The following is a 26,494-nucleotide window of genomic DNA, read 5'->3' on the forward strand; positions in this document are numbered from 1 at the left end:
CTCGCAGGTTAGTTTATAATGGCCCATTACGAACTAGCTACTCCCGTTAGTGAAACCGCGATTCGTCAGCTACGAATTAATGATACGGTGACGCTGCAAAATACGCTCTTCGGTATTCGCGATGCTACGCAAATTCATTTATTTGATCGGGGCCGAAAAACCCGTTTTGATTTACATGGTCATGCAGTTATTCATACTGCACCCAATGTTCGTAAGGTAGCAGTTAGCACAGAGTTTCCCGTAGGCTATGAACCTGTTTGCATTGGCACCACAACTTCAGATCGGATGGAGCGCTTCACCCAACCATTAATGGCAGAAAATGGCGTGCGCATCATCATTGGGAAAGGCGGTTTGCGTGAAAGCTCAGCAAAAGCCTTTATTGAATTTGGCGGCGTTTATCTTGCCATTATTGGGGGCACCGCTGCGCTAGAAACGACCTGGATTGAGCAAATTGAAGATGTCGATCTTGATGACTTAAATCCTGAGTCCTTGTGGCGCTTTAAGATTCGTGATTTTGGCCCTTTATTAGTTGCGATGGATAGTTATGGTGGCAGCATCTATCAAAATGTTCAAAGCGAAGTAAATATTAATAAGCTAGCAGTATTGAAAAGTTTGGGAATTGATTCTTGATGAATGCCACTCTTCCATTGAAAATAATTGAAACCGATATTCTCATCTTAGGGTCAGGTGGTGCTGGTTTATTTGCCGCTTTGCATGCCCATCAAGCAAATCCGAATTTACAAATTACGATTGCCGTGAAGGGCTTATTGGGAAAATCCGGCTGTACCCGCATGGTTCAAGGCGGCTATAACGTTGCGCTAGCCGAAGGTGATTCGGTAGAGCGGCATTTTATGGATACGATCGAGGGTGGTAAATGGCTCTCAGACCAAGATTTAGCGTGGACTTTAGTCAGTACTGCGGTTGAACGTATTCATGAGTTAGAAAATGAGCTGGGATGTTTCTTTGATCGCAACCCCGACGGGACGATTCATCAAAAAGCCTTTGCTGGCCAAACTTTTGATCGTACGGTACATAAAGGTGACTTAACGGGTATTGAAATTATTAATCGTTTAGCTGAGCAGGTGTGGCAGCGCGGCATTCACCGCCTCGAAGAATATCGGGCTATCGAGTTAATTCGTAGTGCCGATGGGACATCGTTAGCGGGTGTATTGATGCTCGATATGCGTACTGGTGAATTTATCTTGGTGCGCGCGAAGGCAGTTTTGTTAGCCACTGGTGGCGGTCCTACTATGTATAAATACCACACACCTTCTGGTGACAAGAGTTGCGATGGTTTAGCTATGGCATTACGTGCTGGCCTTGAATTGCGCGATATGGAAATGGTGCAATTTCATCCTACCGGCTTGTTAGCTGGCCCAGGAACACGAATGACGGGGACGGTCTTAGAAGAAGGTTTAAGAGGCGCAGGCGGATATTTGTTAAATGGCAAGCAAGAGCGCTTTATGAGTAATTACGACTCTCGCAATGAACGGGCCACGCGGGATATTGTGTCACGGGCCATTAATACTGAAATTCGTTCAGGGCGCGCCACTCCGCACGGCGGGGTCTATATACAAATGAGCCACTTAGGGCCGGAGAATGTACGCAAACTATTTAAAGGCATGGTAGAGCGTTGCGCTGATAGTGGTTTTGATTTAGCGGGTGACTTAGTTGAGGTCGTACCAACTGCACATTACATGATGGGCGGTTTAGTCTTTAACGCCGATTGCAGCACTGCTTTGCCAGGCTTATTTGCGGCAGGTGAAGATACTGGCGGTGTTCACGGTGCCAATCGCTTGGGCGGCAATGGGGTGGCTAATTCCACTGTCTTTGGCGGTATTGCTGGCGAGACGATGGCGCAATATGTACTGGGTAAATCATTATTACCTTGCGATATGAATGCAGTAATCACCAGTATGAAAGAACACGAAGCCCCTTTAAGGCCAGTACAGGGCAATATTGAATCAGTGCGCGATGCCTTGGCAGATTGTATGTGGAATGATGTGGGTATTTCGCGCAGCAAAGAAAGTCTATTGCAGGCGCGTACGCGATTAGATCAATTAGCTGCAGAATTAAATGACATTGGGGTAGGTAACGATTCTCGCGAGTTCAATTTGACTTGGCAAGATTGGCTAAATTTACGCAATTTAATTTTAGTGAGTCGCACTATTAATGAAGCTGCGATCGCTCGTGAAAATTCCCGAGGCTCGCATTATCGTGAAGACTTCCCAGAAGCGGGTGATTTAGCAGGCTCTTATTACACTGTAGTTAATCTACGCCAGGGCCAACTCAATATTGAAAATCGCCAGGTAATGTTTACGCGTGTTCAACCTGGCGAAACTATCTTATTAGAAGCTTAATTTAGAGGCGTAATTCAGCTAAGCTTTATACAAATAAATGAATCAGCTTAGCTGAAAGGGTTAATCAAAATTATTGCGCCTGAATATTGCGGGCTTTAATTACCTTATCCCAAGTAGCCGACTCGGCCTTAATTAGCGCCTCAAGTTCTTTTGGCTTAGTTAGAAAACCAACATAACCATTTTGCTCTAGGCTAGCCTGCATTGCTTCAGACTCTAGGGCCTTGCCGGTGGCGTTGTAAATCTTTTCAAGAATTACATTCGGTGTGCCCATGGGTGCAGCTAAGGCAAACCAACCATTATTTTCAAATCCAGGTACACCAGCCTCTGCAACGGTAGGCACATTAGGCAATTGTTTCATGCGCGCTTTGCTAGTGACACCAAATGCTTTAACTTGTCCGGATTTAACAAAACCATTGGTTGCTGGAAAATTTCCCAGCATAAAATCAATTTGCCCAGCAATGAGGTCGTTCATTGCTAACGCTTCACCCTTGTAAGGAATATGCGTAGCAGGAATGCCGGCAGCATAAATAAAATTTTCACCTGCCATATGTACTTGGCTGCCAATTCCTGCTGAACCAAAATTTAAGTTCTTCGTTTTAGCTAGCGCAATTAATTCTTTGACATTATTGACTGGTAATTTGGGATTGACGGCCAAGACCATGGGGCCGCCAGCAACCGTCGTGATGTAAGTTAAGTCTTTCGCATAGTCAACTGGCATTTTTTTATATAAAAATGGATTAACAGTCATCATGCTGCCTGAAGCCAAAATCAGGGTATAGCCATCGGCCGGAGCTTTTGCTGCTGCTTCAGCGCCAATATTACCGCCCGCGCCAGCCCGATTCTCAATAATGACATTTTGTTTCAGGACGATGGAGAGTTGTTGCGCCAAAGCCCTACCCAAAATATCTGTCGTTCCCCCTGGGGCGAATGGAATAATTAACTTGATCGGCTTATCGGGCCAACTTTGCGCTTGGCCTAAAGGCCCATAGCTGAGTAAAAAAATTCCGCCAAACAGCGTAAAGATAAAAGCAAGCTGTGTACGAAGTTTGCTAAGTAGTTGATTTAACAGCATTTTGATGTCTCCAAGAGGATAAATTATATTGATACTTTTTAATTTTCTTACTTTTTAGCACTTGCAGTAACTATGAACTATATCCTTAGGTATTGCAAGTGATCTAAATCATCTATATGATTTAGATATGTCAATTATTTTTATCTCCGAGTTTATTTCTAGCCAAGCCTTGGCAGCCCTGAAAACCCACCATCAAGTCCATTACGAGCCGGAGAGCTATCAACAGCCCGCTACTTTAATTGCTTCACTGCAGCATGTTGAGGGATTAATTGTGCGTAATCTGACTCAAGTGAATGCTGAATTATTAGCTGCTGCACCAAACTTAAAGGTGGTAGGGCGCTTAGGGGTGGGTCTAGAAAACATTGATTTACCTGCTTGCGCTGCGCGCAATATCAAGGTCATACCTGCAACTGGAGCAAATGCTGAATCGGTTGCTGAATACGTGCTGGGGGCAGCTATTGCTTTGGGTCGTGGTTTTTTACCAGCTACCGAGCAAACCCTTGCAGGGAAGTGGCCGCGGCCACGTTTTTCTATTTGCCACGAATTGGCAGGCAAAACGCTAGGTATTGTGGGATTTGGCAGTATTGGTAGGGTGGTATTTCATAAGGCGCATGCCTTTGGCTTGCAATGTGTGGCGTACGATCCGATGTTAACGGGGGCTGCGGTTGAAATTGGGCAGCAGGCTATCCCTTTGTTGCCCCTGAATGATTTGCTTGCTAGTAGTGATGTCATTAGTTTGCATTTACCACTTTTGCCCGCTACCAAAAATTTGTTTTCTCATGCAACCTTGGGCTTGATGAAGCAAGGCGCTTTACTCATTAATACTGCGCGCGGCGGTATTGTCGATGAACTCGCTTTGGCCGAACATTTGCGCTCAGGAAAATTAGGCGGCGCTGCGCTCGATGTCTTTGAGGGCGAGCCTGCCAAAAATTTAAGCCATTTTTCCGGCCTAGAAAATCTCATTTTAAGCCCGCATATTGCTGGAGTGACAGTGGAAAGTAATGAGCGGGTGAGCCAATTGATTGCTACAGAAGTTAACCAATTTTTTCGGTCTTCGGCGATATGAAACTTACTTTTCAGCAAATCGTTGATTTAGCCTCTTCAGGTTTGCAAGCGGCGGGGATTGATGCTAAATCAGCATATGAAACTGCGCAATTTTTAGCTCTAGCTGAAGCCGATGGTCTAGCGTCCCATGGCCTAGCGCGCGTAGCGCAATATGCGGGGCATGCGAAGAGTGGGCGGATTGCACTCAAGGCAAGTCCCCGAGTACAAATGTTCAAATCGGCGGCAGCTTTAGTTGATGCACGCGATGGCTTAGCTTTTCCTGCCTTACGCTTTGCCACTGACCTATCGGTTAACTTGGCTGCAAACTTTGGTATTGGTATAGTTGCTGTAACAAATAGCCATCATTTTGGCGTGGCAGGGCATTACACCGAGGCTGCGGCACGAGCTGGTTATATTTCATTATTATTTGGCAACACCCCTGCAGCGATGCCGATGGCTGGTGGAAGTAAGGCCATTTTTGGTACTAATCCCTTGGCCGCTGCTTTTCCTGTACTCAACAGCAATCCATTGGTCATCGATATGTCGCTCTCAGCAGTGGCGCGGGGTAAATTGCTGCTTGCAGCCAAAAAAGGCGAAGCGATACCCGCAGGTTGGGCGCTCACTGCTGATGGCAAGCCAACGACGGATCCGCAGGCTGGTTTACAAGGTTTAATGGTGCCTTTAGGTGGAGACAAAGGCGCTTTATTAGCACTTGTCATTGAGTTACTAGTAGTTGGCTTATCTGGCAGTCAATTTTCATACGAGGCTGATTCCTTTTTTAACGCTAAAGGCAATCGTCCGCGCCTTGGTCAGCTACTGATTACGATTGATCCCGGCCTTTCTGGCAAAGGTATTTTTCAAAGCCGCATGAACAATTTTCTTGCGCAAGTAGCACAAGATCGTGCCGTGCGCTTGCCAGGGCAGCGCCGTTTTAATTTACGTGCAGCAGCATTTTTAGTTGGAACCGAAGTACCCGATGCTTTACTGGAGGAAATTCAGGCTGGCATTCAGCAGTCGTGGAAGATTTAATAATTAAATGATTTTTAAAGGAGAAGTTGATGATACATTTCGTCGTGCATGAGCCAGGAGACGTCGTTGGCGTAGTGGTGGTTGAGGGTGTTAAAGCAGGTACCGACTTAACTGGTTGGGTGATGGATGGGGACAGCACTGTCACAATTAAATCTGAGAGCGATATTCCTATTGGGCACAAAATTGCCCTCCAAGATTTAAAGACCGGTGACACCATTATTAAATATGGGGTTGATATTGGTAAGGTGGTTGCGCCGATTAAAAAAGGCGAGCATACCCATGTTCAAAATGTAAAGACCAAGCGCTGGTAATTGATAAACGCCTGATCAGAGTAAAAGAAAGAGATAAAAAATGATGAATTTAAAAGACGCAAGTTTCATGGGTTATCGTCGTGAAAATGGCCGCATGGGTATTCGTAATCATGTCATCATCCTGCCTTTGGATGATTTGTCGAATGCTGCCTGCGAAGCGGTGGCTAACAATATTAAAGGGACGATTGCCATTCCCCATCCTTATGGTCGCTTGCAGTTTGGTGCCGATTTGGAATTGCATTTCCGTACCCTAATTGGCGCAGGCTGTAATCCGAATGTAGCAGGCGTGGTGGTAATTGGTATCGAGCCCCAATGGACTGGCAAAGTAGTTGAGGGTATTAAAAAATCGGGCAAACCAGTTGAAGGGTTTTGGATCGAGCGTAATGGCGATACGGCTACCATTGCTAGTGCGAGTAAAGCCGCCTATGCGATGATGAAGCATGCTTCTAAGCAACAGCGTGTCTCAGCGCCATTATCGGAGTTATGGGTTTCAACCAAATGCGGCGAATCTGATACCACTTCAGGTTGCGCTTCAAACCCAGCAGTAGGCAATGCTTTCGATAAATTATATGAAATTGGCTCAACGCTTGTGTTTGGTGAAACTACTGAATTAACTGGTGGTGAGCACTTGGTTGAGGCACGTTGCCGCACACCAGAAGTTAAAAAACAATTTCGCGCTATGTTCGATCGCTATCAAGATGTGATTGAGCGGAATAAAACCAGCGATTTATCGGATTCACAACCAACCAAAGGCAATATTGCTGGCGGCTTAACCACGATTGAAGAAAAAGCCTTAGGCAATATTCAGAAAATCGGTAAGAAATGCATTGTAGATGGCGTATTGGATAAAGCTGAAGTTCCAGCAATGAAGGGCTTGCATTTTATGGACTCTTCTTCAGCCGCTGCCGAAATGGTCACTTTATGTGCCGCTTCTGGTTTTGCAGCCCACTTGTTTCCTACTGGCCAAGGTAATGTAATTGGTAATCCAATTCTACCGGTGATTAAACTTTGCGCTAATCCAATGACAGTACGTACCATGTCAGAGCATATTGATGTTGATGTGTCGGGAATATTGCGGCGTGAAGAAACCTTAGATTCTGCGGGTGATAAATTATTAGATGCTTTAATGCGTACAGCTAATGGCGAATTAACGGCAGCAGAAATTTTAGGTCACCGTGAATTTGTGATGACGCGTTTGTATGAATCTGCTTAAGCTATAACGGTATGAAGTCCCTGACCGCCTATCAAGAGGTGAAGCAAAAAATCACCGCTGATTTGGTCAGGGGCCGTTTTCCTATTGGGCAGGCCTTGCCGGCAGAAAAAGATTTGTCTCAAGAGTTTGATGTTTCGATTGGAACATTACGCAAGGCAGTCGATGAGTTAGTAGCCGAAGGAATTGTTATTCGGCGGCAAGGGAAGGGTACTTTTCAGGCCGAGCATGACTCGAAGCGTCAGCTGTATTACTTCTTTCATGTTGTGCGGCATGATGCCGATAAAAAAATTACTCCGCGCGTTGAGCTGGCCTCATTAAATAGCGCCTTAGCAAGTCGTGAGGAGGCAATGAAGCTGGACATTAAAGAGGGATCACCCGTTTGGCGTATTGTCAATCGACTTTACCTAGAAGAGCAGTGCGTGATGATTGATCAAATTACGCTTGATAAAAAACGCTTTAAAAATTTAACCCGAACGATCTTTGAAAATCGCCAAGGCAGTATTTATCAGTTATACCAAGTGAAGTATGGCCAGTCGGTAGCGCGCACGCGTGAACGCTTAAGGGCTGGGTTAGCAGGCAAGCAATTTGCAAGTTGGCTAGAGTTAAAACCCCAATCGCCTGTAATTACGATTCGTCGAGTCGCTTTTAATTTACAAGATGAGCCGATTGAGTGGCGTATTTCAACCGTAAATACCACGCAGCATGAATACTTTAATGAGCTAGTAGTTTAGGGTCTACCGTTTAGTTTGATCTGCTAACTCTTGAGCCCAATTACTAATTGCAGTAACGACTAGCGCAGCTGCAGGGAGCTGACTGTCTTTGCTTGTATGAAGTTCCCAACTTAAGCGTTGTTTAAATGCGCTACGCATTTCTTCACCGATACCACAGCCCCAGACTTGAATTTTTGTTTGCTGGGTCCACGCCAAGACATGAAGTAAGTGGTCGAGCAAAAATGCTTCACCGTTAGCCTGCTGGGTTGCGCGATCCATTGGACAACCATCTGATAGCAGAATTATTTTTTTATCGTGAATAGCTGAGCCGCTCTTAGCTATGCGATTTGTAGCCCAGAGCAAAGCTTCGCCATCTAAGCTCTCGCGATAGAGGTCGGGCTTTAATAGGGCGGCCATGCCTAAACGGGCCTTACGCCAACTGGTTTGATGATCTTTAAAAATCCAATGCGCACGTTCATTGAGGCGCCCTGGGTTTGCGCCAGAGCCTGCTTTTTGCCATTCTTTAAAAGGCCTGCCACCTTGCCAGGCCAGTGTGCTATAGCCTAAGACTTCTGTAGCTACACCGGCAGACTCTAGTATTCGCACCATGACATCGATAAAACTAGCCAGTGCGAGACGCTGTGCTTTCATTGAGCCTGAGCAATCCAATAGAAAGGTAATTTGAGTGCGCGCCAGCGGTTTTGTAATCTGTTGCTTTTGGATGGGCGCTTGCAAAGGTGAAGAAATGACGCGAATGAGATGGCGACGATCGAGCAATCCTTCATTGGCTGTATTTTGCCACTGACTCAATTGGGGCTGAGCTAGGAGGGCAGTGTAGATCCGCATAAATTTCCCCCAAGGAATTTGCCAAGCCTGAATACACTGATCTATTTCAGCGCGATAACTGTGTAATTGCTCTATCCGCACCGCAGTTTCTGCCTTTATTTCAAGATCATAAGCAGAGTTATAAATGTGATACTGATTGAGTATTGCCTGAGTTTCTCTGAATTGGGCTTGTTTACTACTGCTAGTATGCGGTTTCTCGGTGATGCTAGTGTTAGTTTCCTGCGGTGGTAGCCAATCAATTAATAAAGCAGTCGTATTGGCCTGTTTGCGTTTTGACCGCAAGCTAGGTTGACTTTGATATTCGTTACGTACGAGCGTGCAGACCATAGCTACTAATAAGAGGGCCTGCTCTGCATAAGCTTCCTGTTGGGTTCGACAGGCTTTAAGTTGTTTAAGAATGGGGCCAGTATCTGTAGATAAGCCGGCACGGGTTGCCTCTACCGTATCTTGCATCAGTTGCGGTAACTCTTGATTATTCAGCCGCATCCAGACCATACTAAAAATAGCCAGTAAGAGTAAGCCAATGCTGCCTTCAGCTTGGCCCGATGTCATCCATTGGGTAAGCCAAGCAATAAATTGTTGACGTAAATTTTTTTTACTGCCAACTAAGTAATTAGGACAAATACTTTCTACCCGTATTTGTTCTAAAACTTCGAAAATAAAAGATCCCAATTGATCTTCTGGGCTCAGGGACCGATGTAAAGCATGATCGGAATACCGTAAACGCAAGGCAATTCCATCGAGTATGCCGCGCGCCTGAAACCACGATGGCTGCTGATGCTCTAAGAGCAGATGGGGCGCTAACTGGCCAAAAGGTTTGGCGGCTTGATACAGCTGCCAATTACGTATTTCTGTACTTAAATCGCCAGATAAGGAGCGGATAACTGCCGCGAATTGGTCTTGGCGCTGAAAATCATGATGCGATTGATTTTGCACAATTTAAATTTATTTAACTGTGTAACTCAGCATCAAAACAACGTTGATAGTACTCGGCTACTAGAGATTGTTCTTCAGCAGCGCATTTATTCAAAAATGCTAAACGAAAAGCCATCGACAAATCGTTAAAAATGCGCCAATTTTCAGCCCACGTAATTAATGTACGGGTAGACATGAGGGTTGATAAATCGCCTGCCGCAAAACCGTTACGCGTGAGACTTGCTAGGTGCACCATTGAGTCGACTACATTTTGCATGGGGTGAGAAGCCATTTCTGGTACGCGAGCTAAGACAATTTTAGCCTCTTGATCAGGCGAAAGATAATTGAGTGCAGCAACAATATCCCAGCGGTCCATTTGGCCATGGTTGAGCAATTGCGTGCCATGATATAAGCCATTCCAATTACCTAAGCCAACAGTATTGCTCGTCGCAAAAATACGAAACGCGGGGTGGGGTGCAATGACCCGATTTTGATCTAATAAAGTCAGCCGCCCTTCGCGCTCTAACATGCGCTGAATTACAAACATAACCTCGGGCTGCCCCGCATCGTATTCATCTAGCACCAACGCCATAGGGCGCTGTAAGGACCAAGGGATTAAGCCCTCCTGAAACTCGGTTACTTGTTTACCCTCACGGAGAGCAATCACATCTTTGCCAATTAAATCCATGCGGCTAATTTGGCCATCGAGATTAATTCGTAAACAAGGCCAATTGAGTCGCGCAGCAATTTGTTCAATATGGGTTGATTTCCCCGTGCCATGCATCCCCTGCAATAAAACCCGCCGATTAAAAGCAAATCCCGCCAGCACCGCCAGTGTGACGTCTGCATTCAGGCAGTAGGCTGGATCAATTGGGGGCACGAATTCATTCGGCTGACTGAAAGCGGGGACGACAAAATTAGCCCGCAATGCGCATTCAGGAAAGGCCTCTTTTGCTTCCACTTGCCGATCGGGTTGCAGTAGACTTAAATCTGCTAAAACACTGGGGCTGGACATGCTTCCTTCTCCAAAAGACCATCATCGAATCGATCCAAATTTCTACTCCAATATATTCCATATAATGGTTTAATCGCTTGACTTAAGCTAAAATCCCTGATTATTATGCAAATTATAGAACAAATTGTTCCATTTAATCGAATAGGAAATCATCCCCATGTCTAAAAATATGCCCAATTTAAGTAGTGGCCCCCACAAAATGACGCCCTCAGAGGCCTTTGTCGAGACGCTGGCTGCCAATGATGTCAAGGATATTTTTGGCATTATGGGCTCGGCATTTATGGATGCGATGGATATCTTTGCGCCTGCAGGTATTCGTTTAATTCCGGTAGTGCATGAGCAGGGTGCTGCGCATATGGCAGATGGCTATGCGCGAGTCAGCGGCAGGCATGGGGTAGTCATTGGTCAAAATGGCCCAGGCATTAGTAATTGCGTTACTGCAATTGCAGCAGCTTATTGGGCACACAGCCCAGTAGTGATTATTACCCCTGAGACCGGCACGATGGGAATGGGCTTAGGTGGCTTTCAGGAAGCGAACCAATTACCGATGTTTGAAGAGTTCACCAAATATCAAGGGCATGTGAATAATCCCAAGCGGATGGCTGAATTTACTGGGCGCTGTTTTGATCGGGCCATGTCGGAAATGGGGCCAACTCAACTCAACATTCCCCGTGATTATTTTTATGGTGAAATTGAAGTCGAGATTCCTCAGCCCAATCGCTTAGATCGTGGGCCCGGTGGAGAGACTAGCTTAGATGCTGCCGCCGAGCTTTTAGCAAATGCCAAGTTTCCCGTGATTATTTCGGGTGGTGGTGTGGTTATGGCCGATGGCGTTGAAGAATGTAAAGCCTTAGCTGAGCGCCTTGGTGCGCCGGTGGTGAATAGCTATTTACACAATGACTCCTTTCCTGCTAGTCATCCGCTGTGGTGTGGTCCTTTGGGATATCAAGGTTCTAAGGCGGCGATGAAATTAATTTCTCAGGCTGATGTGGTGGTGGCTTTAGGTTCACGCTTGGGCCCCTTTGGCACTTTGCCCCAGCATGGCATGGATTACTGGCCCAAGCATGCCAAGATTATTCAGATCGATGCAGACAATAAGATGCTGGGTTTAGTGAAGAAAATTTCCGTAGGTATTTGTGGCGATGCCAAAGCGGCAGCGATTGCCTTAAGTAAGCGTTTAGAAAAGAAAACCTTAGTAGCTGATGCCAATAAAGCAGAGCGGGCGAAAATCATTGCGGCCGAAAAGGCTGCGTGGGAAAAAGAATTAGACGCATGGACTCATGAAAAAGATGCCTTTAGCCTTGACATGATTGAAGAGCAGAAAAAAGAAAAGACACCGCTGGGTGGGGAATATTTACATCCACGTGAGGTACTGCGTGAATTAGAGAAAGCAATGCCCGCAGATGTGATGGTTTCAACCGATATTGGTAATATTAATTCGGTTGCCAACAGCTATTTACGCTTTGAAAAGCCACGCAGTTTTTTCGCGCCAATGAGTTTTGGTAACTGCGGCTACGCTCTGCCAACTATTATGGGCGCCAAAACTGCTGCGCCCAATCGCCCCGCAATTGCCTATGCTGGCGATGGTGCCTGGGCGATGAGTATGGTCGAAATCTTAACAGCGGTTAGGCACAACATACCTGTAACAGCAATCGTCTTTCATAATCGCCAGTGGGGAGCTGAAAAGAAAAATCAAGTCGATTTCTATAATCGGCGTTTTGTTGCGGGTGAGTTGGAGAGCCCCAGTTTTGCTGAAATCGCTAAGTCGATGGGCGCCGAAGGTATTGTGGTCGATCGCTTAGATCAAGTAGGGCCGGCCCTAAAGCAAGCAATTGAGATGCAAATGAAGGAAGGCAAAACCTGCGTAATAGAAATTATGTGCACCCGTGAATTAGGTGATCCATTCCGTCGCGATGCTTTATCAAAACCGGTCCGTTTATTGGAAAAATACCAAGATTACGTGTAAGTTTAGCGGGATCGATGCAGGCTTAGCCCTTAAAAGCTAAGCTTTCTAGAGAGTTATCGCCTAGGGATATTCCCTAGGGTTAATAACCCTAGCTAGTGATACGATATTTACTGTTTCAGCGCGCCATAAATTAAATAAAGGAGTTTCAATTGAATAAATCAGAATTAGTGGAAAAAATTGCCGCAGATGCCGAATTATCTAAAGCATCTGCCGACCGTGTTCTAAGTTCGGTTATCGACAATATTATTAAAGCGGTTACTAAAGGTGGCGTAGTGCAACTGATTGGTTTTGGCACCTTTAAATCGGGTAAAAGAGCGGCTCGACTAGGGCGTAACCCTGCTACTGGTGCAGAAATTAAGATTCCCGCTGCGAAGACCGCCAAATTTTCAGCAGGTAAAGCATTTAAAGATGCGGTTAATAAGCGTAAGTAAATTTAAATTCTTAATAAAAAAACCGCCATCTGCTGGCGGTTTTTTTAAGCTTTGTTTTAATGACAGCGTTAATTATTTTTATGAAACCCGTTGATAATATAAATTTTGCGGATGGTTTGCTTCAGCAAAAAACATCCAACGCTCCGCAATTAAACCGCTACAGTGAATGATAAAAGCGACCATGATCCAGCTATAGCTTTGTGCGGAAATAGCATATGCTAAGGCGATCATCGGGACAAAGTAGGCATTAAAGAAAATAATTTTTCGTAAATTACTGATTACTAAATTACTTTGCTGATGAAAAAATTCGCGGGTATTAAAGCTGCCACCCATTAAGCCCATGGAAGTTTGCCGAAGTTGAGGATTTTTAATTCCTGTAGCAGAATTTAAATTCGAAATAGGCTTTAGGCGTTGATTCCGGCGCCAAATCCATAACTTAATGTTGAGACAGGCGAAAAGTAAAATGAAACCAAAGCCCGCTAGAAGTGATGGCTCGATTGCTGGAATGACAGAGGGCCAAATAGCAATTAAGCTGGCGAATAAGAGCCAGCCCGATGTGAGGCCTAGCGCCATGAAATTAACCAAGGTTAGGGGGCTGGCCCACTCTTGAATAAAGCGAATGCATTGATAAATTTGTGCAGTACAAACCCACAAAGCAATAGCCAGAATAATTAGAGCAAGCCATAACCAAGTTGGTTGTTGCTGGTTAATTGTAAAGAGCCAAGCTAAGCCGGTAACGGCAATGAATAAGGGTAAAACTAGCACCTCACGAGAAAGCCATGAAGTACGCCACATTAGCATAGCCCGCCAAGCGCGCTCGGGGTGACCCAAGTGAAAAAATGAGGCTAGTAAGCTAATCAATAGTAGTGCTAAGGCTACTGGCAAAGCAAGCCAAGCAAGAAATTCACTCGGCAATATTACAGTGCGCAAATTGATAAGGGCAATAGAAATAATTAAACCTTGAGCCATTCCCGCTAAGGTAGTAAAAAAAATGAGAGAAAAATTAGGTTGCATTAGTTTTCATCCATTACAGCTTGAATGGTGTCCATAATTGAGCGGGGTAAATATTGATTGGCTGGTTGTGTTTCCCATTCGGGCATTAGCGAATATCCACCGCGTTCTTTAATGGCGATACTGGCTTCTGATAGGGGATCATGCACGTCACCAAAAATACGCGCACTGGTGGGGCAGGCTAATACACAGGCAGGTTTACGTTCACTTTCGGGCAAAGTTTTGCTATAGATGCGATCAACGCATAAAGTACATTTAGTCATTACCTGACGTTCTTCGTCGAGCTCGCGTGCGCCATATGGGCAGGCCCAAGCACAATATTTACAGCCAATGCATTTATCGTAATCAACTAAAACAATGCCATCTTCAGCCCGTTTATAACTTGCCCCAGTAGGGCATACAGGCACACAAGGGGGATCTTCACAATGCAAACACGACTTAGGAAAATGCACGGTTTCCATTTTTGGAAATGAACCCGCTTCATAGGTTTGTACGCGGTTAAAAAAAGTGCCAGTCGGATTTTCACCGTATGCATGCAAATCGGTTAACGGACCAGCTGAGCCTTGGGTATTCCACTCCTTGCAAGAGGTAACGCAAGCATGACAACCAACGCAAACATTTAAATCGATGACGAGGGCAAGTTGTTTATTGGTTTTCATTGAAACTCCCCAGCATTTTTTGCATTCTTACCTAAGGGCATACCAGGTACTGTGAAGGCTTTCACTTGTGGCCAAGTTTCTGCAGGTTCACTAGCATCGGCTAAAGCTAATTTGACCCGCACGTCATACCAACCTGCTTGACCTGTAATGGGATCGGAATTGCTGACAGTAAAGCCGCCTAAGGCCAATTCTTCGGTAATAAGATGGTTCAGTAGGAACCCTTTTTTTGACTCGTCGGCATTAGCAGCTAAGCTCCAAGCCGACTCTGCTTTGCCAATCGCATTCCAAGTCCAAACTGTGCCTGGGTCAACTGCTTCGGAATGGCGTGCCATGCATTTCACTTTGCCCCATTGCGATTCAATCCAAATCCAGGCGCCATCAGCAATGCCTTGATCGGTAGCCGTCTTGGTATTCACAAATAAATAATTATGGCTATGAATTTGCCTCAGCCATGCATTTTGGGAATCCCAAGAGTGATACATCGCCATGGGCCGTTGGGTAATTGCGTTTAAATTAAAAGTCGCTAAGTCCGTCACTTCTTCTTCGAGTGGGGGATACCAAAATGGTAAGGGATCAAAATATTTTTCAATCCGTTTTTTTAGATGCTCGGGGGGTTTGCGACCTGGGCGCTTACCTTGCGCTGCTAAACGAAATTTTTGCAAGATATCGGAATACACCGCAATCATAATCGGATCATTTTTTTGCCGGATCGCATTGGCTTTAGCAAAATCGAGGTAGCTACGATTCCAATTGCGCATGTAATGATGTTCTTCGGGCATGTGATATTGAAATACACAATTGTTATCGGCGTATTGTTGCCATTGATTTGCATTCGGCTCGCCGCGCAAACTTTTATCTCCTTCTTTGCCGCGCCAGCCCGCTAAAAATCCAATGCCAGAATCAGGCGCGGTTTCAAAGCGGGTAATGAAATCGGTATAGCCAGTAAATTTACGTTGGCCATCTGCGGTTGTAAACGCAGGTAATTTCAGGCGGGAAGCCAATTCAACAAGCACCTCTTGAAAGGGCTTGCATTCTCCCATCGGCGCCAATACCGGAATACGGACTGAATCTACAGGCCCATCAAATTCCGAGATCGGACGATCGAGCATGCTCATCACGTCGTGACGCTCTAAATAAGTTGTATCGGGCAAAACTAGATCTGCAAAATCAACCATCTCCGACTGGAAGGCATCACACACCACTAAGAAAGGAATTTTAAATTCACCATCAGCATTTTTCGAATTTAATAACTCACGCACTTGCATGGTATTCATGGTGGAATTCCACGACATATTAGCCATGAAAATCATCAGCGTATCGATGGTGTAGGGATCACCTTTAACTGCATTGGTAATCACGTTGTGCATTAAGCCATGTGCTGCTAAGGGGTGCTCCCAAGAATAGGCCTTATCTATGCGTAGGGGTTGCTCATTATTATCCAGCGCGAGGTCTTCAGGTTGAGTGGGCCAACCAAGCGGCGCTTTACCAAGCGGGGTATTAGGTTTGACATCAGCCTCAGAAGAGGGTGGTTTGACATTGGGCGGTACCTGTCTTGGATAGGGCGCCTTATGGCGAAAGCCACCTGGGCGATCGATGGTGCCTAGCAATGACATTAAGACGGCTAGCCCCCGGGTCGTTTGAAAACCATTTGAATGAGCCGAAAGACCGCGCATTGCATGAAATGCAACAGGGCGGCCAATCACTTTATCGTGCTCAACACCCCATACGTCAGTCCACTGAATCGGTAACTCGAAGGCTTGTTCGAAAGCGGCATGCGCCATTTCTTTAGCGAGCTGCCGAATCCGCTCAGCCGCAATACCCGTAATCGAGGCAGCCCACTCTGGCGTGGTATCAGCAACTTGACGACGCAGTAACTCAAATGCAGGCGCAACTTTTTTACCGGCATGAGGGCCTGCGCCCATGATGTATTCACCGCTGAGGGCAGGCGATACTCCAGCCTCAAAGCAAGGACGAGCACTATTGGTTTTTTCATCCCACACATATTTATTGTGCGGTAGATCCAGGTTAATTTGCTCGCTATCGGGATCATACAAAAATAGCCCCTCTTCTGGGCCAGAATCTAAACAAACCAATTGCCCTGAATTACTATAGCGCTGCAAAAATGGGGCATCGAACTTCTCCTCACGAATGAGCTCATGCATCAACGCCATAAATAAGGCGCCATCCGTACCAGGTTTAATGGGTATCCATTCATCGGCAATTGCTGAGTAACCTGTGCGCACTGGATTAATAGAAATAAAGCGGCCGCCGGCACGCTTAAATTTGGATAAAGCAATTTTCATCGGGTTGCTGTGATGATCTTCAGCGGTACCAATCATAATAAATAATTTAGCTCGATCTAAATCAGGACCACCAAATTCCCAAAAGCTACCACCGATGGTGTAGATCATGCCTGCAGCCATATTGACAGAACAAAAGCCACCATGGGCGGCATAATTTGGCGTACCAAATTGACGCGCAAACAAACCGGTTAAGGCTTGCATCTGATCGCGGCCAGTAAACAGAGCAAATTTCTTTGGATCGGAAGCACGAATTTTTGCTAAGCGCTCGCTTAAGATTTCAAATACTTGCTCCCAACTAATCGGTTCAAAAGCACCTTCACCCCTAGCACTACCGGCTTTACGTAAGAGGGGCTGAGTAATGCGAGCAGGTGATTTTTGCTTCATGATTCCTGCTGAGCCCTTGGCGCAGATCACGCCCTTGTTTAAGGGGTGATCAGGATTACCATCGATGTAGACGAGTTCGCCCTCGCGCAGGTGGGCGCGAATGCCGCAACGGCAGGCGCACATATAGCAAGTGGTTTTCTTAATTTCATCGATTGGCTGTTGCTGACCAATGGGATCGTGAACGGGGGCACTGGAAAAGAGTTTGAACATATTGTTTAGCTTTTGATAAATTAAAATCTAAGAGGTAGGATACACAAAATTGGCGAAGAATGTGGCTTTAAAAAAAGTCGGGCAATAAATGCGTTAAAAAAGCTAGCTAGAGGCTTTAACTAAGCGTAACTTAGGATAATTCGCTTTAGCGCCATCAAGGAAATTTTCAATTGATCGGGTTAAGTAGCCTTCAAAATTAATTTTAGTCTCGTGGTTAAAAATATATTTACGGGTAGCATAAGCAAAGAAACTACCATGTAAGACCCAAACAAATTCTCGCTCATCATCGGAGATTGGCCCCCAGCTTTTATCATCACCGCAGAGGGCTCTTAAGGCCATGCAAACTGGATCAATCAGCCGTTGACGAATCATCTTGAGGTATTTCTGATTCATGCCAGTGCCCGCTAAACCTGAATATAAATACACCCGAATCCACCGGCGCGAGAAGCTATCCTCAAAATATTGTTGATAAAAGGTTACGAGGCGCTTTTTTAGGGGAATAGTTTGGTTTTCTAGTAACGCATCCCACTCTTTTTGCCAAGAGTCTAAGAAGATGATTTCGAACACTTCTTCCATCAAGACCTGTTTTGAAGGGAAGTAGCGGTAGAGTAGGGGCTGGGTAATGCCTAGGCGCTCAGACAGTTCCCTAGTTTTGCCAGTAAAGCCTAGTTCAGCAAAGTAATCGATAGCCCCCGCCAAAATGAGCTCGCGCCGCTGACTCGGCGCCATTCTGATGCGCGATTTTTGTGGCGCCTTTTTGGCTGGTTTGCGTTTAGCAACTTTAAGGGGCATATGGTGTTATAAAACCTAGTAAATGCTGCAATATTGAAATACCCAAAAATCGTAAAAAGCTTGATAAGCTATTGTATTTACTTGGATGCCCCTTAGCGTTGCAGGTCGTCTAAGTAGTTTCCCTAATTAATCGTTGATAAATACTGTGAAATTTTTGCATTAATGTTGTATAGTTCTAATTATCAATAGATTAATTAAGCTTTAGGCCGTCTTCAGATAACCGTTAATTTTACAGAGGTTCAAATGCCAAGTGATATCGAAATAGCTCAAAAAGCGACCATGAAAAAGATCGCCGGAATTGCCAAGGAGCGCTTAGGCATTCCTGAAGACTCGCTAGAGCCATTTGGGCATTACAAGGCCAAGGTCTCATTAGCTTATTTAGATACCTTAAAAAACAAAAAAGACGGCAAACTTATCTTAGTAACAGCAATTAGTCCAACCCCCGCAGGCGAAGGTAAAACCACCACTACGGTTGGCTTGGGCGATGCGCTGAACCATATCGGCAAAAAAGCCATGATTTGTTTGCGTGAACCCTCTCTTGGCCCAGTGTTTGGCGTAAAGGGCGGGGCAGCCGGGGGAGGCTACGCCCAAATCGTGCCCATGGAAGATATTAATTTGCATTTCACGGGCGATTTTTCGGCGATTGCCTTGGCTAATAACTTGCTAGCGGCTTTAATTGATAACCATATTTATCATGGCAATACCTTGGGTATTGATGTGCGTCGTATTCAATGGAAGCGGGTAGTGGATATGAATGACCGCGCTCTACGCTCCATTACTGCTGGCTTGGGAGGCCCTGGTAATGGCTACCCCCGTGAAGATGGCTTTGATATTGTGGTTGCCTCAGAGATCATGGCAATTTTCTGTTTGGCCACGTCAATCGAGGATTTAAAAGAGCGTTTGTCAAAAATTGTGGTTGGCTATACCCGCGATTTAAAGCCCGTTTTAGCAAAAGATCTGAATGCGCATGGTGCCATGACGGTATTGCTTAAAGATGCGCTGGCACCTAATTTGGTGCAAACCTTAGAAAATAATCCAGCCTTTGTTCATGGTGGCCCCTTTGCCAATATTGCCCATGGTTGTAATTCAGTTATTGCCACTCAAGCCGCATTGAAGTTAGCGGATTATGTAGTGACAGAAGCAGGGTTTGGTGCGGACTTGGGCGCTGAAAAGTTTATTGATATTAAATGCCGTAAGTCAGGTTTGCGTCCTGCGGCTGTCGTGATCGTAGTAACAGTGCGCGCGATGAAGTATCACGGTGGAGTTGATGTTGCCAATTTAACTAAAGAAGACTTAATTGCCTTAGATAAGGGTTTGGTCAATTTGGAGCGTCACGTTGAAAACATTACTCAGGTCTATAACTTACCCTGCGTTGTTTCGATCAATCAATTCTTGAGTGATACCGATGCAGAAATCGATTTGATTCGTAAGCGGATGGATCGTTTTGGAGCAAAAGTAGTAGTGGCTTCGCATTGGGCCCATGGCGGTAAAGGTGCGGCAGATCTAGCCAAGATTGTTGTTGACCTTTGCGAATCTGATAAAAAAATGCAGTTTGTTTACGAAGAAGAAGATACGCTTTGGGAAAAAATTAATAAAATCGCAAAACGGGTTTACCGTGCTGGGGAAGTAAATGCGGATTCAAAAGTCCGTGCGCAAATTGCCAGTCTGCAGGAGCAGGGTTATGGGCATTACCCAGTATGTGTAGCCAAAACTCAAAGTTCTTTTTCAACCGATGCAAAATTACGTGGCGCTCCAGAGGGACACACCATTACTGTGCGTGAAGTTCGCTTGGCTGCTGGCGCTGAATTTATCGTCATGGTTTGTGGTGACATCATGACCATGCCTGGTTTACCTAAGGTACCTTCGGCAGAAAAAATTGACTATATTGACGGCAAAGTAACAGGCCTTTTTTAATCAGCAATCTTTTATCAGCGTAACTTCAATCAATTTATTTTAATTAGGGAGCGAAATATGTCTCGTAATTCTGCCGAATGGCTGCAAACCCCAAGTTTTCCGAACTCACATTTTGTCGACAGCCGCATTTACACCGATGAAGGTTTATTTAAAGAAGAGCAAGAAAAAATCTTTAACAAAAGCTGGATTATTGCTTGCCATGAGAGCGAGTTAGTTAATGCTTTCGATTATCGTACCTTTAGCCATCCAGGCGGAGCGCCCTTAATTATTGTGCGCGGTGAAGATATGCAGGTCCGCTCTTTTTACAATATTTGCCCACACCGTGGCAACACGTTGTTGTACGATCCGGTGGGCAATGCGAAGCGCATCACTTGTATTTTCCATGCTTGGATGTTTGATACCAAAGGTAAGTGTATAGAAATTTCACGTGGCACACAGGGCTACCAAGATCGTTATACCTGTGAAAATGCTGGCTTGAGAGAAGTTAGAACTGAAATTGGTTACGGTGGCTTCGTTTGGGTTAACGTTGATGATCAAGCGCCAACACTAAAAGAATATATCGGCGATTCGATGAATATGCTGGATGATAATTTATCGATGCCATTAGAAGTATTCCACTACCACAAGGCTATCGTCGATACGAACTATAAATTGTGGCACGACACTAACAGTGAGTTTTATCACGATTACATGCACTACTTCAATAAAGCTACAGGCATGATGCAGCCTGGTTATTTTGATCGCAAATATACCGGTTATCCCAATGGTCACGCAACGGTAGGTTCAATGGAAGTAAAGTATGACGCCTATACCAAAGGTAGCAAAGAACGTGCTGTAGGTTGGCCTGGGCTTGCGCCAGGGGGCTGGATCTTGATTGATATCTTTCCTGGGATGACATTTAATTTACGCACGTCGGTTTTACGCATGGATACCGCTATTCCACTCGGCCCTAATAAATTGATTATTGAATTTAGGGGTCTTGCACCGAAAAGCGATACTCCAGAGCAGCGTGCTGAACGTATTCATGATCACAATGTCATTTGGGGTCCATTTGGCCGTAATCTGCATGAAGATTTGCTTGGCGTTCATGGTCAAGGCAGAGCGATGCGCGATGGGACTGATAGCAAGTGGGTGATTCATGGTCGCGAGGAAAATTCGACGATTCATGATGAAGTTGGTATGCGTCATTTTTATGCAGAGTGGAGCAAAAAAATGCAACGGCCCGCTTTTAATCCGCTTGGCGATAACAAGTTAAATGCTGTGAAAGAAGTTGCTTAACTTACAGACTGCTTTATTTTTGAGAGAGTAATAATGGATGATCGTATACAAATTTCAGAGCTTATTTATAAAAGTTTTTTGACTTTAGACGATTTGAATTTTGCCGGTTTTATAGCCTTATGTGATCCTCAGTACCACTACAAAATTACGGCTTATAGCCCTGAAATACGTAAAGAGATGATTTGGCTAGAGGAGTCGCGCGATTCTCTCAAGTTGTTATTTGATAACCTACCAAAACATAATAGCGATCACTCACGCCTCTCTCGCTTAGGGAATGTGTACTTAGTCAGTAAAGCAGGCGCCCATGAGTGGGATGCAGTCACTTTTCTAGAAGTTTTTAGAACCACCCTAGATGGGGGTGCAACCGAATTATTTGCGGTGGCTAAGGTGTATGACAAGATTACTGAAGCCAACAAAGAATTTAAATTACTGAGTCGTGAAATTAAGATGGAGACCCGCATGTTTGGCTTTGGTCACCATATTCCTTTTTAAGGCTTGATAAGTACCACGATGAAAGTTGAATTAATCGGCGCGGGCGAAACTACCCAAGTTTATGAGTCTAAAGCGAGCAGCCGCCTTTTATATTCTGGGTTAAAAGAGGGCGCGGATGTGCCCTATGAGTGTGCGACAGGAACCTGTGGTACTTGTAAGGTCAAGCGCATTTCTGGAGAATTTAGTTGGTTATGGGCTGAAGCTCCGGCACGTGCTCTGCTGAAATCGACGGATGATTTTTTATTATGCCAGTGTGCGGCCTCAACTGATTTAAAAATCGAGGTTCGTTCAAAATTAAAGCCGCTTAAGGCAGTCGACCAAAGGCCACAATGGTTAACCGGTGAAATTTATGCTGCGGCTACGGTTGCCCCAGGCGTAATGACTTTTTCGGTAAAACTTTCACAGCCAATCTCTTTTATGCCAGGGCAATTTATGGTCTTAGAGTTTGCAGGGATACAAGGTGGAAGAGCATGGTCAATGACCAATCAGGCCAAATTCACGGATACGCTAGATTTTGTCATTAAAAAGAAACCCCAAGGACTCTTATCTGATTACTTATTTGAGCAAGAAAATGTAATTGGGCTGAAGGCTAATTTATTTGGCCCCATTGGCAAAGCAGTTTACGAGGGTGAGTTAGATCGAGATTTAGTCTGTATAGCAGGCGGGACTGGCATGGCTGGAATGATGTCGATTTTGGCAGCCTTCATCGCCTCTGGGGCATACCTGCGTAATCGTGCTGATGTATTTTTTGGTGTCCGCACTCCCGCCGATTTATTTTTTGTCAGCGAGCTAAGACAATTTGTCGAGCAGTCAAAAGGCGCTCTAAAGGTCTTGGTAGCCTTTTCAGATGGCCCTGCGAGCGCTGCATTAATCGCAGCAAACCCACTGCTAACCTTCGATCAGGGTTTTGTACATGAAGTGGCCATGCGCGTGATGGAAGGACAATTTACCCCCAAAACAAGAGCCTATTTGGCAGGACCGCCTCCCTTAGTAGATGGTGCCCTAAGAATGCTGTTATTAAAAGCGCGCATACCAGCAACAGAAATTTTATACGACAAATTTGGTTAATATCTGTCAAATTTTATGAAAATAATTCTCTACATTTATTGGAAATAGCATGGCTTCAACTTTTATCTGTAAAAAATCGGATATTCCGCAAGATGGATTTAAGGTTTTTGATGTTGCTGATGGCAAATTACTGATTGCCAATTCAGATGATGGCTACTATGGCTACAACGGCTATTGCCCACACCAAGAAGTTTGCCTTGCGGAAGCCCTTTATGACGGTAAGGTTTTAACTTGTCATGAGCACTTGTGGCAGTGGGACATTGTTTCTGGCGAGCCGCAGGGCTTGGCTGAAGGGCCTTTAGTTACAAAGCCAATTGAGCAAATTAATGATGAAATTCACTTGCTAGACGCCGCATAATCACCTATTTTTACGTATTTAAAAGAACTCTTGCAGAACTAAGGGATAACACCGATTCAGAATTTTATAAATTCCTATATTTTCCAATGGTAGGCTTATTTATAGGAATTTAAATAACGACCAGTTAATCAAACTGGGTAATAAATTGGGAGACACGAATGAAATTTGCATCAATTAAAAAATATAGCTTGAAATATTTGTTGGCTGGGCTTGTAAGTGCTGGCTGTATTTCGCCTGGTTTAGCCCAAACAATTGATTATGGAAAAGTGGGCTCGCCAGTTAATTTAGTGGTGGGCTATCAACCCTATTACACAGAGGCTTGGTCGGGCGTGATTATGCGCGGTAAAAAGTTTTACGAAAAATATTTACCCAAAGGCTCCACAGTTGAGTTTCAAGTCGGCTTGCAGGGCGCTATTATTGTAAATAATATGTTGGCGGGTAAACAACAAATTGGTTACGTTGGCGATATGCCTGCGATTGTTTCCACTACCAAGCCAGAGGTTGCCGATATTCGTCTTGTTGGTGTGTTGGGTATGGGCAAGGATATGTGCAATATTGTTTTAGTAAGGCCTGATGCGCCAGATTTTAAAACGCCCAAAGATGCCTTTCAATGGTTAAACGGTAAAATTATGGCCTCACCGAAGGGCTCTTGTACCGACAGGTTTGTGCAAGATGCTTTCAAAAAAGAAAATGTTAAACCTGAAAATTACCTGAACCAAAATATTGAAGTAATTACCAGTAACTTTAGAGCGAAAAAAATTGATGGCGCTGCAATTTGGGAGCCAACCGCCTCTAAATTAGTTGAAGAAGGTTTGGCGAAGCGGGTTGCCTCGGGTTTTACGGTTGGCTTAAGCGACGGCGGTTTTTTAACCATGCGTGACGATTTAATTAAAGCTAGGCCTGACGTTGCCCAAGCTTGGTTGAACGCTGAGCTAGATGCGCAACTCTTTTTGGCTGATGAGAAAAATGCTAAAGAGGTAATTGATATTGCTATGGCCCAACTTACTGGCTTTACCCGTTCATCTATTTCTAAATCGGTGTATGGTCAAAGCCCAGATCAACTGGGTAGTAAAGTACGTTTTAATTTGCCATTTACCTTTACTCCTGATGTTCGCTCACTACTTACGGGGGCCACAACGTTTTTAAAAGATATGAAGGCAATTAATGTTTCTGAATTACGCAGTGATGCGATCGTTTCCAAGTTTGCTGACGAAGCTTTGAAGGCGAGAAATTTAAAAGCGCCAATTGGTGATGTAGCAGTAATTAATCCGGCACCAATTTAATTTTTATGCGACCCCCTTTGTAATTAAAGGGGGTTTTTTTCGAGTATTAATTTATCAAATGATTTTTAGTTTACCGATTATTGCTATTTCATGACGAATTCAAATGATTCAAATCCAACAGTAAAGCAGCAGCGGCTGAATTTCGAAATTCGCGAAGGCTCGTTGTTGGCGAAAATTTTAAGCCCACGCCTTTTTTTGATGCTGGTAGGTTTCATTATTTTTTTAGGTTTTTGGCACTTATCCGTTGAGGTTTGGCGGTTACCACGTTTTGCACAAATGCCAGCTTTGCGCACCGTTGTTACCGAGATACTCAGCCCCAATCCCACTTATGGCATTTCTATTTTTGTCGGCGAATACTATCAACATATTCTTGCCAGTTGCCTGCGTGTTTTCATTGCTTTTGCGTTGGCGACAATTTTAGGTGTGCCGCTTGGGCTTTTCTTAGGTTGGTCGACGAAATTTAGGGAATATGTCTTTCCGGTGTTTGAAATGTTGCGACCCATACCGATCTTAGCTTGGGTGCCACTGGCCATCATTATGTTTACTAGCCTAGAGGCGCCAGTCATTTTCTTGGCTTTTCTAGCTTCATTTTTTGTGACCGCCCTAAATACCATGCTCGGTGTCGAATCGATTGATGAGTCTTATTTCAGAGCTGCAAAGTGTTTAGGTGCTAAGGACTACCAAGTCTTTTTAAATGTGGTGATTCCAGGGGCTACGCCGTTTATTTTTACGGGCTTACAAATTTCGATTGGCGTTTGTTGGTTTTCTCTAGTGGCAGCTGAAATGGTCTCGGGGCAGTTTGGACTTGGCTACATTATTAATACTTCATATACCAATGTACGTTATCCAACCATCATTATTGGGATGGTGACTTTAGGGTTTATCGGTTACTTAACGAGCGCAATGGTGCGTGCGGTTGGTAAGCGATTGATGCAATGGCGTATGCGTGAGTTAGCGCTATCTGGAAATTAAGCAATGAATGAATCTGTAAAAACAAGCCAACATATGGGTCGTGGTCAAATTTCAATTGATAACGTCGTCAAAATTTATGATCCTGAAGGTGCTGCAGTGATGGCAGTCGATCATTGCTCGCTGGAAATCGCAGCTGGTGAAATTTGCATGATTGTTGGCCCATCAGGTTGCGGTAAAACTACTCTATTGAATGCGATAGCAGGCTTTCATAGTATTAATAGTGGCAGCATTACGCTGGATGGAAAACTTCTCTGTGGCCCCGGTAAGCCCCAAGCAACACCCGGCTCTGATCGCATCGTAGTCTTTCAAAACGGCGCTTTATTTCCCTGGAAAAATGTGCTGGATAACATGATGTTTGGGCCTGTAATGGCCGGCAAAATGGGTATCAAAGAAATTAAAGAAAAAGCCTTTTCGATGATGGCTGATGCAGGGCTCTCGGGTACTGAAAATAATTTTCCTGGTGAGCTTTCCTCAGGCGTTCGGCGCCGCGTTGAAATAGTGCGCGCGTTAATGAACGACCCGAGTGTGTTGTTGTTAGATGAACCCTATCGCGCGCTAGATTCATTAACAAAATCGGTAATGCATGAAGCTCTGTTAGATATTTATTATAAAAATAAAGTTACTATATTTTTTATTACTCATGATTTACAAGAGGCTTTATTTTTGGGTAATAAAGTAGCGATTATGACAAGTCGCCCTTGTAAGCCAAAAAAGGTATTAACCGTTGATATTCCGTATCCAAGAAGTTATAGCGTAGTAACCGATCAACGCTTTAGAGATTTAATGGAAGAGACTAGTGATTTAGTGCATGAAGAGGCGAAAAAATCATTCGCTGCTGGCGAAAGGGAGGGCTAGTTG

At 44.7% G+C, this 26,494-nt stretch carries 24 protein-coding genes; 17 read left to right on the forward strand and 7 right to left on the reverse strand.

Translation table 11 applies throughout. From position 1 onward, the window contains the following. Positions 1-18 precede the first annotated feature (18 nt). Both LZG75_RS04830 and LZG75_RS04835 read left to right on the forward strand, forming a co-directional pair. Positions 19-630 (forward strand): fumarate hydratase C-terminal domain-containing protein, encoded by a 612-nt coding sequence (locus tag LZG75_RS04830; protein WP_233935810.1) that lies wholly within the window; start codon positions 19-21, stop codon positions 628-630. After that, complete coding sequence (locus LZG75_RS04835) at positions 630-2,360, forward strand: L-aspartate oxidase (RefSeq protein ID WP_233924357.1); 1,731 nt, start codon at positions 630-632, stop codon at positions 2,358-2,360. The genes LZG75_RS04830 and LZG75_RS04835 overlap by 1 nt, the downstream gene beginning before the upstream one ends. A gap of 70 nt (positions 2,361-2,430) precedes the next feature. Here the strand turns inward: LZG75_RS04835 and LZG75_RS04840 are convergent, their stop codons facing one another. Further along, positions 2,431-3,432, reverse strand: coding sequence for a tripartite tricarboxylate transporter substrate binding protein (locus LZG75_RS04840; RefSeq protein WP_233924358.1), 1,002 nt, complete (start codon positions 3,430-3,432; stop codon positions 2,431-2,433). Between the two features lie 127 nt (positions 3,433-3,559). Here LZG75_RS04840 and LZG75_RS04845 point away from each other — a divergent pair, with 127 nt between their 5' ends. Genes LZG75_RS04845 through LZG75_RS04865 form a run of 5 tightly spaced genes read left to right on the forward strand, consistent with a single transcriptional unit; the run spans position 3,560 to position 7,760 of the window. Further along, a complete protein-coding gene (locus LZG75_RS04845; protein ID WP_233935812.1) occupies positions 3,560-4,498 on the forward strand; it encodes a hydroxyacid dehydrogenase in 939 nt (312 codons plus the stop codon). Then, a complete protein-coding gene (locus tag LZG75_RS04850; protein ID WP_233935815.1) occupies positions 4,495-5,505 on the forward strand; it encodes an Ldh family oxidoreductase in 1,011 nt (336 codons plus the stop codon). The genes LZG75_RS04845 and LZG75_RS04850 overlap by 4 nt, the downstream gene beginning before the upstream one ends. Before the next feature lie 29 nt (positions 5,506-5,534). Continuing rightward, positions 5,535-5,816, forward strand: coding sequence for a UxaA family hydrolase (locus LZG75_RS04855; protein WP_304610428.1), 282 nt, complete (start codon positions 5,535-5,537; stop codon positions 5,814-5,816). 43 nt (positions 5,817-5,859) lie between these two features. Then, a complete protein-coding gene (locus tag LZG75_RS04860) occupies positions 5,860-7,029 on the forward strand; it encodes a UxaA family hydrolase (RefSeq protein WP_233924385.1) in 1,170 nt (389 codons plus the stop codon). Positions 7,030-7,040: 11 nt separating this feature from the next. Then, positions 7,041-7,760 carry a GntR family transcriptional regulator gene (locus tag LZG75_RS04865; protein WP_233935819.1) on the forward strand — a complete coding sequence of 240 codons (720 nt, stop codon included), beginning with the start codon at positions 7,041-7,043 and terminating at the stop codon, positions 7,758-7,760. A gap of 3 nt (positions 7,761-7,763) precedes the next feature. Here the strand turns inward: LZG75_RS04865 and LZG75_RS04870 are convergent, their stop codons facing one another. Continuing rightward, entirely contained in the window at positions 7,764-9,521 is a 1,758-nt protein-coding gene (locus LZG75_RS04870) for a hypothetical protein (protein WP_233935822.1), read from the reverse strand. Positions 9,522-9,534: 13 nt separating this feature from the next. Then, on the reverse strand, positions 9,535-10,515 hold the full coding sequence (locus LZG75_RS04875) for an AAA family ATPase (RefSeq protein WP_233924364.1): 981 nt from the start codon (positions 10,513-10,515) through the stop codon (positions 9,535-9,537). 157 nt (positions 10,516-10,672) lie between these two features. On the opposite strand from LZG75_RS04875, the gene xsc reads away from it, so the two are divergent. Together xsc and LZG75_RS04885 are read left to right on the forward strand one after the other, a co-directional pair. Further along, positions 10,673-12,481 (forward strand): sulfoacetaldehyde acetyltransferase, encoded by a 1,809-nt coding sequence (gene xsc / locus LZG75_RS04880; protein ID WP_233924365.1) that lies wholly within the window; start codon positions 10,673-10,675, stop codon positions 12,479-12,481. A 149-nt stretch (positions 12,482-12,630) separates the two neighbouring features. Then, positions 12,631-12,912: an HU family DNA-binding protein gene (locus LZG75_RS04885; protein WP_233924366.1), complete on the forward strand. Its 282-nt coding sequence runs from the start codon at positions 12,631-12,633 to the stop codon at positions 12,910-12,912. Between the two features lie 78 nt (positions 12,913-12,990). Here LZG75_RS04885 and LZG75_RS04890 read toward each other — a convergent pair whose 3' ends face one another. From LZG75_RS04890 to LZG75_RS04905, 4 genes are all read right to left on the reverse strand, one after another. Further along, positions 12,991-13,926, reverse strand: a complete 936-nt coding sequence (locus LZG75_RS04890; RefSeq protein WP_233924367.1) for a DmsC/YnfH family molybdoenzyme membrane anchor subunit — start codon at positions 13,924-13,926, stop codon at positions 12,991-12,993. Next, the gene (locus tag LZG75_RS04895) at positions 13,926-14,582 is read right to left on the reverse strand and encodes a 4Fe-4S dicluster domain-containing protein (protein ID WP_233924368.1); all 657 of its coding nucleotides are present in this window, start codon (positions 14,580-14,582) and stop codon (positions 13,926-13,928) included. The genes LZG75_RS04890 and LZG75_RS04895 overlap by 1 nt, the downstream gene beginning before the upstream one ends. After that, entirely contained in the window at positions 14,579-17,479 is a 2,901-nt protein-coding gene (locus LZG75_RS04900; protein ID WP_255698783.1) for a molybdopterin oxidoreductase family protein, read from the reverse strand. Before LZG75_RS04900 ends, LZG75_RS04895 begins: the two co-directional genes overlap by 4 nt. 102 nt (positions 17,480-17,581) lie before the next feature. After that, the gene (locus LZG75_RS04905; protein ID WP_233935832.1) at positions 17,582-18,271 is read right to left on the reverse strand and encodes a TetR/AcrR family transcriptional regulator; all 690 of its coding nucleotides are present in this window, start codon (positions 18,269-18,271) and stop codon (positions 17,582-17,584) included. Positions 18,272-18,514: 243 nt separating this feature from the next. Here LZG75_RS04905 and LZG75_RS04910 point away from each other — a divergent pair, with 243 nt between their 5' ends. The 8 genes from LZG75_RS04910 to LZG75_RS04945 all read left to right on the forward strand — a co-directional run bounded on the left by LZG75_RS04910 (position 18,515) and on the right by LZG75_RS04945 (position 26,491). Continuing rightward, complete coding sequence (locus LZG75_RS04910; RefSeq protein ID WP_233923747.1) at positions 18,515-20,185, forward strand: formate--tetrahydrofolate ligase; 1,671 nt, start codon at positions 18,515-18,517, stop codon at positions 20,183-20,185. A gap of 57 nt (positions 20,186-20,242) precedes the next feature. After that, positions 20,243-21,463, forward strand: a complete 1,221-nt coding sequence (locus LZG75_RS04915; RefSeq protein ID WP_233923748.1) for an aromatic ring-hydroxylating dioxygenase subunit alpha — start codon at positions 20,243-20,245, stop codon at positions 21,461-21,463. A 33-nt stretch (positions 21,464-21,496) separates the two neighbouring features. Next, positions 21,497-21,955, forward strand: a complete 459-nt coding sequence (locus LZG75_RS04920; RefSeq protein WP_233923749.1) for a methanesulfonate monooxygenase — start codon at positions 21,497-21,499, stop codon at positions 21,953-21,955. Between the two features lie 18 nt (positions 21,956-21,973). After that, positions 21,974-23,023 carry a 2Fe-2S iron-sulfur cluster binding domain-containing protein gene (locus LZG75_RS04925; RefSeq protein ID WP_233935835.1) on the forward strand — a complete coding sequence of 350 codons (1,050 nt, stop codon included), beginning with the start codon at positions 21,974-21,976 and terminating at the stop codon, positions 23,021-23,023. A 49-nt stretch (positions 23,024-23,072) separates the two neighbouring features. Next, on the forward strand, positions 23,073-23,381 hold the full coding sequence (locus LZG75_RS04930; protein WP_233923751.1) for a Rieske 2Fe-2S domain-containing protein: 309 nt from the start codon (positions 23,073-23,075) through the stop codon (positions 23,379-23,381). Positions 23,382-23,539: 158 nt separating this feature from the next. Continuing rightward, on the forward strand, positions 23,540-24,664 hold the full coding sequence (locus tag LZG75_RS04935) for an ABC transporter substrate-binding protein (protein ID WP_233935842.1): 1,125 nt from the start codon (positions 23,540-23,542) through the stop codon (positions 24,662-24,664). 90 nt (positions 24,665-24,754) lie between these two features. Next, on the forward strand, positions 24,755-25,636 hold the full coding sequence (locus tag LZG75_RS04940) for an ABC transporter permease (RefSeq protein WP_233935844.1): 882 nt from the start codon (positions 24,755-24,757) through the stop codon (positions 25,634-25,636). Between the two features lie 3 nt (positions 25,637-25,639). After that, on the forward strand, positions 25,640-26,491 hold the full coding sequence (locus LZG75_RS04945; protein WP_233923754.1) for an ABC transporter ATP-binding protein: 852 nt from the start codon (positions 25,640-25,642) through the stop codon (positions 26,489-26,491). The last annotated feature ends 3 nt before the right edge of the window (positions 26,492-26,494 follow it).

Source organism: Polynucleobacter sp. IMCC30063 (genome assembly GCF_021395235.1).
Classification (GTDB): Bacteria; Pseudomonadota; Gammaproteobacteria; order Burkholderiales; family Burkholderiaceae; genus Polynucleobacter.